At 34.9% G+C, this 16144-nt stretch carries 14 protein-coding genes and 2 pseudogenes; 11 read left to right on the top strand and 5 right to left on the bottom strand.

Annotation, left to right across the window (positions count from 1 at the left end):
* The first annotated feature begins 18 nt into the window (after window positions 1-18).
* From KI356_RS22190 to KI356_RS22155, 9 genes and pseudogenes are all read left to right on the top strand, one after another.
* Entirely contained in the window at window positions 19-690 is a 672-nt protein-coding gene (locus KI356_RS22190; protein ID WP_212936472.1) for a response regulator transcription factor, read from the top strand.
* 11 nt (window positions 691-701) lie between these two features.
* A pseudogene (locus KI356_RS28745) lies at window positions 702-840 on the top strand (sensor histidine kinase); the annotation flags it as partial.
* A gap of 173 nt (window positions 841-1013) precedes the next feature.
* A pseudogene (locus KI356_RS22185) lies at window positions 1014-1958 on the top strand (sensor histidine kinase); the annotation flags it as partial.
* A gap of 233 nt (window positions 1959-2191) precedes the next feature.
* Window positions 2192-3013: a transporter gene (locus KI356_RS22180; protein WP_212936470.1), complete on the top strand. Its 822-nt coding sequence runs from the start codon at window positions 2192-2194 to the stop codon at window positions 3011-3013.
* 43 nt (window positions 3014-3056) lie between these two features.
* The gene (locus tag KI356_RS22175) at window positions 3057-3785 is read left to right on the top strand and encodes a C39 family peptidase (protein ID WP_212936469.1); all 729 of its coding nucleotides are present in this window, start codon (window positions 3057-3059) and stop codon (window positions 3783-3785) included.
* 405 nt (window positions 3786-4190) lie between these two features.
* Complete coding sequence (locus KI356_RS22170; protein WP_212936468.1) at window positions 4191-5789, top strand: sensor histidine kinase; 1599 nt, start codon at window positions 4191-4193, stop codon at window positions 5787-5789.
* Between the two features lies 1 nt (window position 5790).
* Window positions 5791-6498 carry a response regulator gene (locus KI356_RS22165; protein ID WP_212936467.1) on the top strand — a complete coding sequence of 236 codons (708 nt, stop codon included), beginning with the start codon at window positions 5791-5793 and terminating at the stop codon, window positions 6496-6498.
* 122 nt (window positions 6499-6620) lie between these two features.
* Window positions 6621-7967 (top strand): 2-hydroxycarboxylate transporter family protein, encoded by a 1347-nt coding sequence (locus KI356_RS22160; RefSeq protein WP_128282764.1) that lies wholly within the window; start codon window positions 6621-6623, stop codon window positions 7965-7967.
* A gap of 59 nt (window positions 7968-8026) precedes the next feature.
* Window positions 8027-9229, top strand: coding sequence for an NAD(P)-dependent malic enzyme (locus KI356_RS22155; protein ID WP_002116031.1), 1203 nt, complete (start codon window positions 8027-8029; stop codon window positions 9227-9229).
* A 147-nt stretch (window positions 9230-9376) separates the two neighbouring features.
* On the opposite strand, the gene KI356_RS22150 is transcribed toward KI356_RS22155, so the two are convergent.
* Window positions 9377-9901 carry a DUF4871 domain-containing protein gene (locus tag KI356_RS22150; RefSeq protein WP_128282766.1) on the bottom strand — a complete coding sequence of 175 codons (525 nt, stop codon included), beginning with the start codon at window positions 9899-9901 and terminating at the stop codon, window positions 9377-9379.
* 178 nt (window positions 9902-10079) lie between these two features.
* Window positions 10080-11006, bottom strand: coding sequence for a DMT family transporter (locus KI356_RS22145; protein ID WP_212936466.1), 927 nt, complete (start codon window positions 11004-11006; stop codon window positions 10080-10082).
* Window positions 11007-11126: 120 nt separating this feature from the next.
* Between KI356_RS22145 and pdxR the strand changes: the two genes are divergently transcribed.
* Entirely contained in the window at window positions 11127-12527 is a 1401-nt protein-coding gene (gene pdxR, locus KI356_RS22140) for a MocR-like pyridoxine biosynthesis transcription factor PdxR (protein WP_212936465.1), read from the top strand.
* Between the two features lie 32 nt (window positions 12528-12559).
* Here the strand turns inward: pdxR and KI356_RS22135 are convergent, their stop codons facing one another.
* The 3 genes from KI356_RS22135 to KI356_RS22125 form a co-directional block, all read right to left on the bottom strand.
* Window positions 12560-13072 carry a GNAT family N-acetyltransferase gene (locus KI356_RS22135; protein ID WP_105586161.1) on the bottom strand — a complete coding sequence of 171 codons (513 nt, stop codon included), beginning with the start codon at window positions 13070-13072 and terminating at the stop codon, window positions 12560-12562.
* Between the two features lie 146 nt (window positions 13073-13218).
* Window positions 13219-14673, bottom strand: coding sequence for a sensor histidine kinase (locus KI356_RS22130; protein ID WP_212936464.1), 1455 nt, complete (start codon window positions 14671-14673; stop codon window positions 13219-13221).
* A 32-nt stretch (window positions 14674-14705) separates the two neighbouring features.
* Window positions 14706-15377 carry a response regulator transcription factor gene (locus KI356_RS22125; protein WP_212936463.1) on the bottom strand — a complete coding sequence of 224 codons (672 nt, stop codon included), beginning with the start codon at window positions 15375-15377 and terminating at the stop codon, window positions 14706-14708.
* Window positions 15378-15709: 332 nt separating this feature from the next.
* Between KI356_RS22125 and KI356_RS28425 the strand changes: the two genes are divergently transcribed.
* Complete coding sequence (locus tag KI356_RS28425; protein ID WP_002010441.1) at window positions 15710-15832, top strand: hypothetical protein; 123 nt, start codon at window positions 15710-15712, stop codon at window positions 15830-15832.
* Window positions 15833-16144 lie beyond the last annotated feature (312 nt).

Genomic DNA, 16144 nt, shown 5'->3' with positions numbered 1-16144 from the left:
ATTGTGGAAGGTGAGAATATGCGCTTACTTGTAGTAGAAGATAATGCTTCTTTATTGGAGTCTATCGTACAAATTTTACGCGATGAATTTGAAGTAGATACAGCGTTGAATGGAGAAGATGGATTATTTTTAGCACTGCAAAACATTTATGATGCAATCCTACTTGATGTGATGATGCCAGAAATGGATGGATTTGAAGTTATCCAAAAAATACGAGATGAAAAGATTGAAACGCCAGTCCTGTTTTTGACAGCGAAAGATTCTTTGGAGGATCGAGTTAAAGGCTTAGATTTTGGCGGGGATGATTATCTCGTTAAGCCGTTTCAAGCACCGGAACTAAAAGCAAGAATTCGTGCTCTATTAAGACGAAGTGGTAGTTTAACAACAAAGCAGACAATTCGTTATAAAGGAATCGAATTGTTTGGAAAAGACAAAGACGCACAAGTCGATGGGCAAGCAATTAAGTTGACCTTAAAACAGTATGAACTTCTAGAGTACCTCATTCAAAATAGCGGTAAAATTTTAATGCGTGAACAAATTTTTGATCGTGTTTGGGGATTTGATTCAGATACAACAGTAGCTATCGTAGAAGTGTATGTTCATCACTTACGTAAAAAATTAGAGCCATTCGGTTATCAGAAAGATATTCAAACTGTTCGTGGTATTGGATATATATTAAAAGAACAATGAAAAAGGGAAGCATGTTTCAAAAGACACGCATTCGTCTAACTATATTAAATTCGTTAGTGTTTATTATATTAATTGGAGTGTTAGGAAGTTTAGTGTATTCATATACATCCAATGAAATTTATAAGGGAGTAGATGAATCGATAAAGGACTTTATTATAAAGATAACGAGAGAAAAGCCACTAGGACCTCCACGATTTGAGGTGGGTAAAGAATTACGTATAGGGGATTCAAAAGCTTTTTACTTAATATGGGATGAAAGTAAGCAATTGCGAGAGATTGATCCGAGAGTTCGAGATCGTAGTTTTCTGGAAGAAAATAAAATAAAGCTATTCCCAAAAAAAGTTGGAGATTTCTACGATATAGAAATAAAAGGGAAAAGTTATAGAACCGTGGCAGTCAAAGAAACTATACGTTCGGGAGAGAAGGTCACATTTCAAATATTACGTGAAACTACGACTGAAACAGAAGTACTGCGTACATTGTTTTTAATTCTTGTTATTGGTTGTAGCATAGGAAGTCTATGTGCAATAGGAATCGGCTTTTTCTTAGCTGGCAGGGCACTCGTACCCATCCAAAATTCATGGGAGAAACAGCAGCAGTTCGTGTCTGATGCATCACATGAATTAAGGACACCCCTTGCGGTTATTCAATCAAAAACAGATATATTATTCCAGTCACCATCTGCGACGATAGAAGAAAAAGCGATGGATATCTCTACAATTTCAAAGGAGTGTAGGCGATTATCGAAGCTCGTAGCTAATTTATTATTGTTAGCACGTTCGGATTCTAATCAAATCGAGATGGATAAGAAAACATTTGAAATGGATAAATTGTTAGAAGAAATAGTAGATCCATATAAAGAGATTGCTTCTTATCAAGAAAAAGAGATGATATTAAAAGTAGAACGTAACATATCGTTTATTGGCGATAGAGAGAGAATTCATCAATTGATGGTCATATTGCTAGATAATGCGATGAAGTATACGAATGAAGGTGGATATATTCAAATTACTTGTATGCAAACGAGTAGTTCAATTCGCATACAAGTGAAAGATAACGGGATAGGAGTTAAAGAAGGGGATATTCCAAGGTTATTTGATCGTTTTTATCAAGGGGATAAAGCGAGAAGTCCATCAGAAGGAGCGGGGTTAGGTCTTTCAATCGCCAATTGGATTGTAGAAAAGCATTATGGAAAAATATCGGTAGAGAGCAAATGGGGAGAAGGAACTTGTTTTGAAGTGATTTTCCCAAAAAATCAAAGATTATAAGTGAGAAGACGACCTTGTTTTTACAAGGTCGTCTTTTTTAAGGGAAAGTTAAGGAACAACTTGTAGCATGTATTACATAATGGAAACTTGTAATGGAAAGAAAAGACGTAAGGTTTTTTTGAATGAATTGGATAAATCATAAGGTTATTTCTAACAGAGATGAAGTTTATGTATAGTATAAAAAAAATCATGGGAAAGCTGGAAAAAGAAAGTGTGAGAGGGAGGAAGAAGTCTTGAAAAAGAAAATGATGACGGTATTCACTATTGGAGTAATGAGTTTAGGTATATTAGGGGGGGCCTCTCCTTCTGGAACGCCAAAAGGAAAGATCGATTACACGCAGCGTAGTAAGGAACAATTAAATGATGGGAAAATACATGCAATGCATACAGAAGAAAAAGCGGAAAAATTAGGCATTGAAACGGATGGGAAAGAACAAATTACGTTAGAAAAGGAAATTCATGAAACGGAAGTAGGAAGAGAAGCGGAAAAATTAGGTATCTCGGTAGAAGGAAAAGATGTTGGAATTCTTTCAGAAGAAATTTATGAAACAAAAGTGAAGCAAGAAGCATCAAAATTAGGCATATCTATAGAGAATACATCGATTGTAAGTTTAATTGATCAAATTAATAAGATTAAAATTAATAATGAAGCAGAAAAGCTTGGTGTTTCAACTGAAGGAAAAGAAGTAGAAGAAATTGAGGAAGAAATCTATGGAACGAAAGTTAGCGAAGAGGCAGAAAAGCTAGGTATTGCTCAACAAGGAAAAGAGATGGAAGAGTTAGCACAAGAAGTGTACGAACAAAAAGTGCAGGAAGAAGCAAAAAAATATCATATTGATTTATATGGCAAAGATATATATCAAGTATTAAGAGAAATCAATGAACAAAAAGTGATACAAATGGCGGATGAGCTTGGTATGGATAGAGCGAATGTGAATATTCAAGATTTGGCGGAGAAGATAAATCTTGAACAACCTGAAAAGGGAAAAGAGCTTAAGTTTGTTCCGATGGTTCAAACAGATGCTGATGCGTTTTATTCGTATTTAACGAATTAAAAAGGGCGTGAGAGTGATACGGAAATGGAAGTGGTATATATGTATGGCCTTACTATGTATAGGGATATGGGGTGCATATACAAATGGGATTACAAAGTATGTGGAGAAAGTAAAGGGATTACTATCCTCAAGTATACAAAGTCAAAAACGAACAGAGTTTAGTAATAACAATGAAAAAGTCATGTTATCAAATGTGCCTTTAATTCAGCAGTTACCAGAGTTAGAGAGAGGCTGTGAAGTAACAAGTTTAGCGATGATGTTACAATATGCGGGTGTGTCTGTAGATAAGATGAAATTAGCAAATGAAATAAAAAAAGTTAATTTTTTAGATGATGGTGTAAGAGGAAATCCGAATGAAGGATTTGTTGGGAACATTTATACGTTTTCTGAATCGGGATATGGTGTATATCATGGACCACTTTTTCAATTAGCGAAAAAATATTTACCGAATGAAGCTGTGGACTTAACAGGGAAGAGTATAGAAGAACTTTATAAGAGTGTAAGTAATGGGCAACCGGTAGTAATGATTACGAATGCAACATATGCCCCATTAGATGAGGATGAATTCACTATATGGGAAACAAGTGGTGGAGATGTTTCTATTACTTATAATGAACATTGTGTTGTTCTTGTTGGATATGATAAGGAGTCTGTTTATATTCAAGATCCACTTAATGATAGTCCGAATGTAAGCGTACCGAGGGAGAATTTTGAAAAGGCTTGGATACAGATGGGGAGCCAAGCAATTAGTTATGTGAAAAGTTCAAAGTGAAGTAAGGGAATAAGAGTATACGGATTATAAAGAAGGGTTTGTGAGAAGTGTTTTAAAGAAGCAAAATTGATAAGAAGAAAGAGAACTTCTATGTATGGAAGTTCTCTTATTTTGTAATTTAAACTTTTAAGAATAATTACATATGTAAAAATGCATAATCAGCAAAAAAAATACGTGCTATTATTATAGTTTGTTTCCAATATTAATCGAGCAGCCGAAACAATGAAAGGTTTAGCAGGCGATGAAAATGAAGTAACGAATGCTATTGATGAAATTGCAAAGGCTACAGAAGAACTATAAGAAATGACTAGTAAATTTAAAGTATAATAACAGCAAATAAGTAAGGTGAAAATAATATCACCTTACTTATTTTTCTATTCAGCAATTAGGGGAGTTATTAACGGGATGAAAAAAAGAAAAAAACTATGGAATTTATGGAAAACGATTACATTGTTAGTTTGTACAGTTGTAATTTTTTCTTTACTCGTAACAGATATTTTAATTAGCCATAATGTTGAACGAACGACAGAAGAAAGCCAGGCAGAGAAGGCAAAAACGATTGCACGTATTGTGGCAAATGATTCTATTATAATTGATGGGTTGGCGGGGAAGGTAGATACCTCCTTGATTCAAGGGTATACAAATAAGATATTAAAGAGTACGGATGTTCAATTTATTGTAGTTATGGATATGAATGGAATCCGGAAATCTCACCCCAATCCTCAAAAAATAGGGCAACATTTCATTGGAGGAGATGAAGGAACGGCATTGAAGGGAAAGGAACATGTGTCGTTAGCAGAAGGAACTTTAGGGGTCTCTATGAGAGTATTTATACCGATTTTTTCTGAAACAGGGGAACAACTTGGAGCGGTTGCGGTTGGAATTTCAGCAGATAATGTAAAAGAGCGAGTTAAGGAAAGTAGACATATTATGTATATCGGTGTTGGAGTTGGAGTATTAGTTGGCATTATAGGAGCGATATTGCTAGCTAGACATATAAAGAAAAGTTTATTTGGTCTTGAGCCGCATAGGATAGCGAAAATTCTTGAAGAAAGAAATACGATGTTGCTTTCGGTGAAAGAAGGTATTATTGCTGTAGATAAAGAAGCGAAAGTAACGTTAATTAATAATGAAGCAAAACGGCTATTTAAGAAAAGTGGACTTGAAGAAGACTTTATTGGTAAAGATGTTGAATTGTATATGCCGAATTCACGTATAAAAGAAGTGTTGCAAACAGGAGAGGTACAATTAAACGAAGAACAAAAAATTTATGGGATTACGATTGTTACTAATCGTGTTCCTTTATATGTAAAAGGAGAAATAGTTGGTGCAATTGCAACATTCCGTGATAAAACAGAAATTAGAAAATTGGCAGAAGAACTAACTGGTATTAGGCTATATGCGGAAGCTTTACGGGCACAATCTCATGAATTTATGAATAAAATGCATGTCGTATTAGGGTTAACGCATATGAAACAGTATGAAGAATTGCAGAAATATGTAAGTAGTATGGTATCAGAGCATCAATATGAAATTGGGGGGATTATGAAAAAAATTCAAAGCCCAGTATTTGCAGGGTTTTTACTAGGTAAACTTAGTTATGCTAGAGAGAAAAATATAAAGTTAATTATAAAAGAAGATTCTTACTTACCAGAAATATATGATGAACGTATCATTCATGAACTAATCACTATTGTCGGAAATTTAATTAATAATGCATTAGACGCAGTGACAAATTGTGAGAAGAAGCAGGTTGAAATTGGAATACAATATGGGGATACATTAATCATTACAGTACAAGATACGGGGAAAGGCATAAAAGAAGATGAAATTGATGCATTATTTATAAAAGGTTATTCTACAAAGGGTGATAATCGGGGGTATGGTTTGCATCTTGTAAAGGAAAGTATACAGCGAATAAATGGGGAAATTTATGTTCATTCATTGTTAGGAACGGGGACGACAATAACGATTGAAATACCTAAAAGTAGGGATGAGAGATAAGATGATCAAAGTTTTGATTGTAGAAGATGATCCGATGGTGGCAATGTTAAATACACATTATTTAGAGCAAGTGGGAGGATTTGAACTTGTTCATGCAGCTAAATCAGTAAAAGAGGCGATAGAAGTATTAGAGAAATCACGAGTAGATTTAGTATTACTTGATATTTTTATGCCTGAGGAGACTGGATTTGAGCTGTTAATGTATATTCGGAATCAAGAGAAAGAAATTGATATTATGATGATTTCAGCTGTACATGATATGGGAAGTATCAAAAAAGCATTACAATATGGCGTAGTAGATTATTTAATTAAACCATTTACATTTGAACGATTTAAAGAGGCATTAACTGTATATCGAGAAAAACTTACTTTCATGAAAGAACAACAAAAAATCAGTCAATCGGAATTAGATTCACTACTTTTGCAAAAAGAAAAAAGAGAGCCTTTCGTTAATAAAGAGCTTCCAAAGGGATTAACGAAGCAAACATTGCAACTCATTTGGAAGAAAATCGAATCGCTTAATGGACAAGCATTTACAACTGATGAAATGGCGCAATTAGTAGGGGTTTCGAGAGTTTCTATTCGAAAGTATGTAATGTTTTTGACTGAAATCGGAGTATTAGAGAATGAAATGGTGTATCAAAATGTGGGAAGACCGGTGAGTAAATTAAGGTGTATTGACCGAAATAAAATAGATTTTTACGTATAAGCGACTTATTATAAGTCGCTTATACTTTTTTTAATTACAAAAGTAGTTACAAAACTTACAAAAACTATTTTTACTATTGAAAGCGTTTTAATATTGTTATTAAGAAAACAAGGGGGTGCCATATGGGGATTCAAAAGAATGTGGAAGCGGTATCATTTTCTGAGGAAAACGAAGTGCAAAGAGAATCTTTCGCTTCTAAAATTATGAATGTAAAAATCGGTGTTATACCTTTACCGTTATATGTAGTATTGGCAGCTATTATTTATGGGGCATCTGTATATAATAAATTGCCAGCAGATATGATTGGTGGATTTGCAGTTATTATGATTATGGGTATTTTCTTAGGTGACATTGGGATGAGAATTCCAATTTTAAAAAATATCGGTGGTCCAGCAATTCTCTCATTATTTATTCCATCGTTACTTGTATTTTTTAACTGGATGAATCCAGCTTCAATGGAAGCTGCGACTATGTTAATGAAAAAATCGAACTTTTTATATTTATATATTTCTTGTTTAGTAGTAGGAAGTATTTTAGGAATGAACCGTAAAGTATTAGTACAAGGTTTCGTTCGCATGTTTATTCCTTTAGTGGTAGGGACGCTAGCTTCTATCGCAGTAGGCTTATTAGTAGGTTCACTATTTGGATTTGAAATGAAACAGACATTCTTCTTTATCATCGTACCAATTGTGAGTGGTGGTATTGGGGAAGGGATTTTACCATTATCGTTAGCTTACGGTGATATTTTAAATGAGCCATCAGCAACATTTGTATCGCAGCTTATTCCTGCAGCTATTATCGGAAATATGTTTGCAATTGTGAGCGCAGGATATATGAAGCGTTTAGGTGAGAAGAGACCTGAGCTTAGTGGGAATGGTGTATTAGTAAAAACAGATAATCAGGCAGAGTTATTAAAAGAGCAAAATATAGAAAAACCAATTGATTTCTCATTAATGGGAGCAGGCTTATTAATTGCATGTACATTCTTCATCTTTGGAGGATTTGCTTCTAAGTTCATCGGTATTCCTGGGGCGATCATTATGATTTTTTCAGCGGCACTTGTGAAATACTTTAAATTAATGCCAGCAAAAATGGAGCAAGGAGCATTCCATTTATATAAATTTATTTCAAAGAATTTAACTTGGCCGTTAATGGTCGGGTTAGGATTGCTATACATTCCGTTAAAAGACGTAGCGGCAGTTCTTTCGGTAGGATATGTTGCTGTGTGTGCATCAGTTGTTCTTACAATGGTAGCATCAGGTTTTCTTGTAGGGAAAGTGATGAAAATGTATCCTGTTGAATCAGCAATTGTAACGGGATGTCATAGTGGTTTAGGTGGAACTGGAGATGTCGCGATTCTATCAGCTTCAAATCGTATGGAATTAATGCCTTTTGCGCAAATTTCAACGCGTTTAGGCGGGGCAGCAGTGGTCGTAACAGCGACAATTTTATTGAAAATGTTTTCATGATTAAACAAGCTAGCTATATTCATATAGCTAGCTTGTCAAATTAAGGGGAGATTATAAGTATGTTAGAAAATCAAATTAATGAAAGATCATTGTTATTGCATAAAGAGTTAGTAGGGAAAATTGAAATTACAAGTAAGGTGGAAGTGAATTCAGCGGATGATTTAAGCCTGACTTATACACCAGGCGTGGCGGAGTCTTGCAAAGCAATTGCAGCAGATGAGGAAACAGCTTATGACTATACAGCACGTGGTAATATGGTAGCGGTCGTCTCAGATGGAACTGCAGTACTTGGTTTAGGGAACATTGGACCGAAAGCGGCTATGCCTGTTATGGAAGGGAAAAGTATTTTATTCAAGAAATTTGCGAATGTAGATGCTTTCCCATTATGTCTAGGGACGACGGATGTAGATGAAATCGTTACCCTTGTGAAAAATCTAGAGCCTACATTTGCAGGTATCAATTTAGAAGATATTGCAGCGCCACGTTGCTTTGAAATTGAAAAACGATTAAAAGAAGAAACGAATATTCCTGTATTCCATGATGATCAACATGGAACAGCCATTGTCGTTTTAGCAGCTGTTATTAATGCACTAAAAGTTGTAAGTAAACAAATGGATGATGTGAAAATTGTTATTAACGGTGCTGGTTCGGCAGGAATTGCAATTGGAAAATTATTATTAAAAGCCGGTGCAAAACATATTACGTTAGTTAGCTTAGAGGGTATTGTTTGTGAAGGTGAAACATGGATGAATGAAGCGCAGATCGAAGTTTCAAAGAAGACAAATCGAGAATTCGTGCGCGGAGCATTAAAGGAAGCGATTCATCAGGCTGATATTTTCATTGGTGTATCTGCCCCTAACGTATTAACGAAAGAACTTGTACAGACGATGAATGAGAAGCCAATTGTGTTTGCAATGGCGAATCCAATTCCAGAAATATTCCCAGAAGATGCATTAGAAGCTGGTGCAGCTGTAGTAGGAACTGGACGTTCCGATTATTCGAATCAAGTAAACAATGTATTGGCATTCCCTGGTATATTCCGTGGTGCGTTAGATGTGCGCGCGACTGATATTACAGAAGAGATGAAATTAGCGGCAGCATATGGAATCGCTAACATCATTACGGATGAAGAGCTTCATGCGAGTTATGTAATTCCAAATCCATTAGATAAAAGAGTTGTTCCAAGTGTCGCAGAAGCAGTAGCAAAAGCAGCTATTGATTCAGGAGTGGCACAGATTACGAAAATGCCAAGTTATAGATAGTCAAAAGCAGTGCCTTTTAAGGCACTGCTTTTTTGGAGATAAGAAATTAAAATAATGCAGAAGAAGTGTAGAGTTATTCGTGTCCCCTCATTATTTATCTTGCCTCAAAATTGGGCAGATACAAAGAAGTAGATTAGTTTTGACAACTTACTCGGCATTGATTACAAATTGATCATAATATCTTTCATTTACATATATGTTTAATACCCATAATCCAGATGAAGGTAGTGACATTACGAGAGGGAGTTCCTTTATGGTTGTATCGACTGTATTTGAAGTAGTCCAAGTTTGTTTGGAAGTTTCTTTTTGAAAGAGTACTGGTGTTGGAGTTGTAGTTCCTTGTTTTAACGCGATAATAGATAGTTTTCCAGTTGGCATTTCAGGATCTAGGAAGAACCACATTATTTCATTTTGTTCATTTGCGATAATAGAGCTATCAGCCATCGCAATTTTTCCTTCAATGCCTTTTAACGGTATTTTTCCTTCTACGAAGGATGGGGTTTCTTCCCAATTTACATCTTTTAAAACACTAAGATGAAAAAAGGAAGGTGCGTTAATTTGAGAGGATGACGTTTCTAGTACTTCTTTTTTAGGTACATTTGAATCGGGTTGTACTTGCGCACAGCCAGTAATGAGGAAGGAGAAAAGTAGCATAGTTCCGATTTTTTTCATGGTGCCACACTCCTAATTTTTATTGTTAGTGTAATTGTATTTGCTAGCAGGCGGGACAATTCCTTTAAATCATAAAAAGAGGTCGTAAGTTTTGTACGACCTCTTTTGACATTTTCTATCCCGATTGGTGAGGACTAATAATCAGTGGGGGATGGCCCCCGCTGATTAAAGTTTCACTTTATATTTGTTCAGTTGAAAAGGTAGGTTCTCTCTCTTTTTGAGGCATCGTTAAGAAAATAACAGAAAGGACGATACATACACCGCCTAATAATTGATATGATCCAAAAGATTCATTTAGCCAGGTGATTGAAACAATAGCGGCCACAAGTGGTTCAATGCTAGATAAAATACTTGTTTCTGTTGCTGCTAAATATTTAAGACTACCGATATATAGAAAGAAAGAAAGGGTACCACTAATAATGATAAGAATAAGCATAGAAAAAGTTTGAAGTGTGAAAGTTTGCGAAATCTGATTCCATTCAAAAGAACGATTACAAATAAGCAGTGCAATCCCTCCAATTAACATCCCCCAGCCAATTACGACAGTTGTTCCACATTCTTTAATAAGAGAAGCCGGATGAAGGGTATAAAACGCAAAGCCAATCGCTGTTAATAGGCCGAAAGTAATAGCTGCTTTAGATAAAACAATATTTTCAATTGAACCGTTTGTAATAATAAAGTATGTCCCTGTTAGAGCAGTTATAATTGCGAGTATTTGCATAGAAGCAGGGAATTTCTTTTGCTCAAACGCAACGTAAATGGTAATAAGAACAGGACCTAGAAATTGAAATAGTGTTGCCGTTACGGCATTACTAATATGAACTGTTTCGATAAAAGCGTACTGCGCACCAAGCATGCCAAGAATAGAGAAAATTATAAGTTGTATAAAGTGTTTAGGATGTTTCCAAATGTGAAATATGTTTTGGTTTTTAATAAGCAAGAAAGATAAAATGAATATTCCTGCAAGTAACAGGCGAACTGTTAAAAAATCAATTGATGATACGTTAGTATGTTGAAATAGCCACTGAATCATGGGACCAGATAATCCCCATAGGGTAGCTCCTGTAATAATCATCGTAAGTCCGATGCGTCTACCATTGTTCATTATCATGCATCTCCTCTCTAGTATTTGATTATTAATGTGTTACATGATAAAAGGAATTATATAGAACTTCTGGTACTGTAAAAAGTATCAGTTATGTGTTTTTGGGAGGGGTCAGATGTTGTGTTAGAACTAACGCCTAATTTGAATACAAATAGTAAAATGGCATTGTATGTGCAATTGTATGAGTATATAAAAAAAGAGATTAAAGATGGAACGATTCCGGCCTTTACGAAATTACCGGCTAAGAGGAAGCTGGCGACATATTTACAAGTGAGTAAAAATACAGTTGAAGCTGCTTATGAGCAACTTCTTGCCGAAGGATATATTGAGTCGATTTCTAGAAAAGGTTATTTTGTATGTGAAATCGAGCAAATGATTCATGTGGAAGGCAGCGAAGAGGTAATAGGAGAAGCGCCTTTTCAAAATAAGGAGTATAAATTTGATTTCACTCAAACTGGTGTGGATACTAATACTTTTCCGTTTCATGTATATCGAAAAATTACGAACGAGGTATGGCAATTTGAAAATAAAGATTTACTTTTTATTGGACATCCGCAAGGGGAGGTAAGTTTACGAGAAGAGATTGCGAGCTATTTGTATGAATCTAGAGGTGTACGATGCGTAGCTAGTCAAATTGTAATAGGAGCGGGTACGCAAATATTAGTAAAAATGTTATTTCAGTTGTTAAAGGGAAGTCGTTATGCGGTTGAGAATCCTGGGTACCATCGGAAAATGGTTGTTTTTGAGCAAGGGGAACAAAATGTACAAATGTTATCTTTAGATAGAGATGGAATTCGTATGTCACAGCTAGCTGATAGCCATGCAAATGTTGTATTCGTTACACCTTCGCATCAGTTTCCTTGCGGGATGATTATGCCAATTACGAGAAGAATGCAGCTTTTGCAATGGGCGAAAAAAGAAGAAGGAAGATATATTATTGAAGATGATTATGATAGTGAATTCCGCTATTCAGGAAAGCCGATTCCGGCGCTGCAAGGGTTAGATAGAGATGGGAAAGTAATTTATATGGGGACGCTCTCTAAAGCGCTATTGCCATCATTACGGATGAGTTATATGGTGTTGCCAAAATCCCTCATTAAGCAGTATCAGGAGCAATATTTATTTTACACACAAAGCGTTTCAAGAATGGATCAAGAGATCATTAGGAAATTTTTAAATGACGGGCATTGGGAAAAGCATATTCATAAAATGCGTGTTGTGTACCGAAAGAAGAGAGACCGTCTTGTTTCGGTAATAGAAAAATATTTTTCTAATCGCATTGAAGTAATAGGGGAGGATTCTGGCCTACATATTTTATTAAAAGTGCATAATGGGATGGAAGAGAAAGAATTAATGGAATCTGCAGCTGAAAGGAGTATTAAAGTGTATCCTGTTTCGATGTATTATAAGGAAGGGACTTCTCCTGAAAATACAGTATTGCTTGGATTTGCGACTTTATTGGAGGAAGAAATTGAAGAGGCCATTCAATTATTATATACAGCATGGTTTACGAGAAAGTAAAAAACATCCTCATAAATGGAGGATGTTTTTAATTATTTTTCTTCATCTAGGAAAAGAACCATATGCTCTTCATCCCAATATTGTCCGTTATATTTTAATGAACGTTCCTGCACACCAAATGTTTTAAATCCTAATGACTCATACAATTTTTTTGCACCATCGTTTCCGACAACAACGTCAAGCATAACTTGCTCTACTTCTAAAGATTTAGCAAGCTCAAGGCATTCTTTAATAAGTGCTTTTCCAGCTCCAAGTCCGCGTGCTTTTGGAGACACGTATACTGAACCAATTTTCGCTTTATGTTCTTGTTTTACATATGGTTTCGTTTCCAATGTGGCAACTCCGATTAATTTTCCATCTTTAAATGCACCTAGTGTATAGTTTTCATCTTGTGCTAATTTTTGGGCTTTATATTCAATAGCACACTCTTTATTAATAATATCTTCATAAGAAGAGCTGAAAGCTTCCGGGTTTTGTTTTAACCCTTCTACTCGAAGTTCTAAGTAAATTTCTGCTTCGTCTTTTGTTAATACATGGATATCCAATTATATCACCCTCCAAATCTTTTACAGTTGTACCTATATTTTATATTGAAATAAGAATAATTTCAAAAGCTTAGCTTATATGAGCTGGTTTTATAAATAAAATAGCACCAGTAGTGTTGGCTATTACTGGTGATTTCACACATATATTATTCAAATGGTAATTCAATTATAAAGTTTGTTCCGACTTCTAATTCGCTTTTAACTTCGATAGAACCATTATGAAGTTCTACAATTTCCTTTGCAACAGCCAGGCCAATCCCTTTTCCTCCAGTAGCTCTTGTTCTGGATTTATCGACACGGTAAAAGCGATCAAAAATGTGTGGGATATCTTCCTTTGGAATACCTTCACCTTCATCTTGTATACTTATTGTAAAAGTATTCGCACTGGTTAGTACACGTATTGTTATAGAAGTGTTTTCTGGCGAATGTTGATAAGCATTATGCAATAAATTTAACATCACTTGTTCCATACGCCTTTCATCTATACAAACTTCTAAATCATTTTTACAGTATACATGAATTTCTATTTGCTTGTTGGTTAATGTTGTTTTTGTTTTTTCAACCATTCGTTCTAAAAATGGCCTAAGGAGCATTTTTTGTTTTTTAATAACGAATTGGTGTTGCTCTAATTGTACGAGCATAAATAAATCTTGTACGAGATCAGTTACACTATCGGTTTCATCCTCGATGATTTGTAAATACTCTTCACGTTCGTTCTTCGTTAGAGAATCTCTTTTTGCTACCTTTGCATAACCTTTCATATAGGTTAATGGAGTTAGTAATTCATGCGCTACACTAGCGAGAAATTCGTTTCGTTCTTTTTTCATATACGTAAGTTCACTAGATAAATCTTCAATCGTTTTTGCTAAGCTTCCAAGTTCATCATTTCGTTTAATTCCTAATTGAATCGGCTTATTTAATTTCGACATTTTTTCTGTCGCCCGCTTCATTTTTATAAGCGGTTCTGTAATAACACGAGAAAAAACAAAGACAGAAATAGTTGTTAAAATAAGTGTTAAAATACTCACGATAATGAATTGATCCATGAGTCTAAGTAGCATATTTTCTAAGAAGGATGTTTTTAAGAACATGTGTAATTTGCCTTGAAAGTCTTTTGTATCAATTGGTGTTACTGTTGAGATGAATTTTGATTTTTTCCAATCTTTTTCTACTATTAATCCTCCTCTTTTAACGGGGGAGATTTTACAATGAAGTTGCTTTTGCATATCTTTTGTTACTGTTTCTGAGGTCGAAATGATGTTTCCATTACTGTCAGTTATAACAATGGCTATATCAGAATTAGTAAGTGCTTCTGTTTCCATTAAATCTTCAGCGGCACTTTCAATAGAGAAGCCGGAAGAGGCAGGGCGGTTGTGATGTTCAGTATGTTTTTTTTTCTCAGCGTATTTGCCGTAATTGCTCCATTTTGCACGCTGTTCAATCGTATTTCGATAGCGATTTCCTTTCTCTAAAAGAGCAAGCGTTTCTTCTTCAACACGCATTTTTGAAAGACTTTTATAAAAAGATACGAAAGCGATTGCCTCAATACATAAAGCTAATATTAAAAAGTATGTCCCAACTTTAAGGGAAAGTTTGCTCATTTTCTCACCGTACCTTATTTCATATAAAGTAATTATTCATTTTTCCATTTATATCCGACTTTATAGACAGTTTCTAAGTAATCTTCAACTGGAAATCCTTTTTTGCGTAACTTATCCCGTATATTACGAATATGTGAATCGATAGTTCTGTATTCGATGTCTGTTTGATAGCCCCAAATCTTTTCGATTAAATCGTCTCGGCTGTAGGCACGGTTTGTATTTTGTAAAAATAGTCCGAGTAACGAAAATTCAATAGGAGTTAGTGAGATTTTTTCATTATAAACTGTAACGGTATGTTTTGTTTTATCCCATTCAATACCATTGAAGCTAACAAAACCATCTTTCTTTGTGCGACGTAATATAGCCTCGATTCGCGCGACTAATACATGTTCATCGAATGGTTTTGTAATATAGTCATCTGCTCCCATAGTCAGGCCTTTGACCATATCATAATTTTGGTTGCGAGCTGTTAGCATAATAATTGGAACTTTGGAAATTTGACGGATTTGATAGCAAGTATCCCACCCATCCATATTCGGCATCATAACATCTAATAAAATAATATCGAAGTCCTTTTGTTCGATTAATTCTAGCGCTTCAAGGCCAGAAGTAGCTTTCATACAAAAATAGCCACGGGGGCTTAAGAACAAATCTAATAATCGTAACATACGTTCTTCATCGTCTACTAATAAAATTTTCACCATAATCTTGTGCACCCCAAACTATTCATTCTACTTGTATAGTTTACATGAAAATAAAAAAAAACTCTTTTTATGTGATTGAATGGATGGCTGATTTTTTCAATCAGGGCAATTGACATAAAAAATGCACTAGTTTTGCACAACTATTTTTTATAATAGAAAATGTAGCGACACAAATACCCTATGTTGCGACATAACGTCATGTCATTTTATTTATAAAATGACAATTCCATTCTATTGTGTATGTGAGATAGAGAGGGTTTTCGTATTCACCTCGCATCGGATAAGAAAAATTTCCTATCTCACACTTTTTTAATATAAAGGGGATTGTACACATGAGTAAAAAAGTAGAACTTTTACAAAAAGAAAAGCAAGATCGTAATGCGATTGTAATGTGTGTTGCGGTATCTATGCTTATTATGATAAGTTGCGTAAATAAATTTTTCGGGATTTTATAATAGAAAAAAAGCTTATTGCTTCTTAAGAAGCAATAAGCTTTTTTAATGTGTTCTATATAATCAACCAAGGTAGAATTGCCAATCCAGAAGTTACAATTGCTGTAGCAAATATTAAAAAGATAGCTTGTTTGTTTTGTTTCATGTTACATTCTCCTCTACATATCAATTGCATGTTATACGTTCATTTAATAAGATCCTCCCCACTGAGTAAAGTTTCACTTTATCCCGCATTAACGGGCAGTAAGACTCCCATCCAAGAATTTAGTGGGTGCGAAGAAGCTAGATGGGAGATCAACTGCCCATAAACGCCCG

This window comes from Bacillus hominis (genome assembly GCF_018332515.1).
Lineage (GTDB): Bacteria > Bacillota > Bacilli > Bacillales > Bacillaceae_G > Bacillus_A > Bacillus_A hominis.
Note: the sequence above shows the minus strand (reverse complement) of the source record. Positions and strands in the feature narration are given on the sequence as shown.

Excerpts from the sequence above, each read along its gene's own strand:
- KI356_RS22160 (WP_128282764.1), top strand. The coding sequence starts at position 6,621 with ATGGGGATTCAAAAGAATGTGGAAGCGGTATCATTTTCTGAGGAAAAC.
- KI356_RS22170 (WP_212936468.1), top strand. The coding sequence starts at position 4,191 with ATGAAAAAAAGAAAAAAACTATGGAATTTATGGAAAACGATTACATTG.
- KI356_RS22165 (WP_212936467.1), top strand. The coding sequence starts at position 5,791 with ATGATCAAAGTTTTGATTGTAGAAGATGATCCGATGGTGGCAATGTTA.
- KI356_RS22125 (WP_212936463.1), bottom strand. The coding sequence starts at position 15,377 with ATGGTGAAAATTTTATTAGTAGACGATGAAGAACGTATGTTACGATTA.
- KI356_RS22175 (WP_212936469.1), top strand. The coding sequence starts at position 3,057 with ATGGCCTTACTATGTATAGGGATATGGGGTGCATATACAAATGGGATT.
- KI356_RS22150 (WP_128282766.1), bottom strand. The coding sequence starts at position 9,901 with ATGAAAAAAATCGGAACTATGCTACTTTTCTCCTTCCTCATTACTGGC.
- KI356_RS28425 (WP_002010441.1), top strand. The coding sequence starts at position 15,710 with ATGAGTAAAAAAGTAGAACTTTTACAAAAAGAAAAGCAAGATCGTAAT.
- KI356_RS22130 (WP_212936464.1), bottom strand. The coding sequence starts at position 14,673 with ATGAGCAAACTTTCCCTTAAAGTTGGGACATACTTTTTAATATTAGCT.
- KI356_RS22190 (WP_212936472.1), top strand. The coding sequence starts at position 19 with ATGCGCTTACTTGTAGTAGAAGATAATGCTTCTTTATTGGAGTCTATC.
- KI356_RS22145 (WP_212936466.1), bottom strand. The coding sequence starts at position 11,006 with ATGAACAATGGTAGACGCATCGGACTTACGATGATTATTACAGGAGCT.
- KI356_RS22155 (WP_002116031.1), top strand. The coding sequence starts at position 8,027 with ATGTTAGAAAATCAAATTAATGAAAGATCATTGTTATTGCATAAAGAG.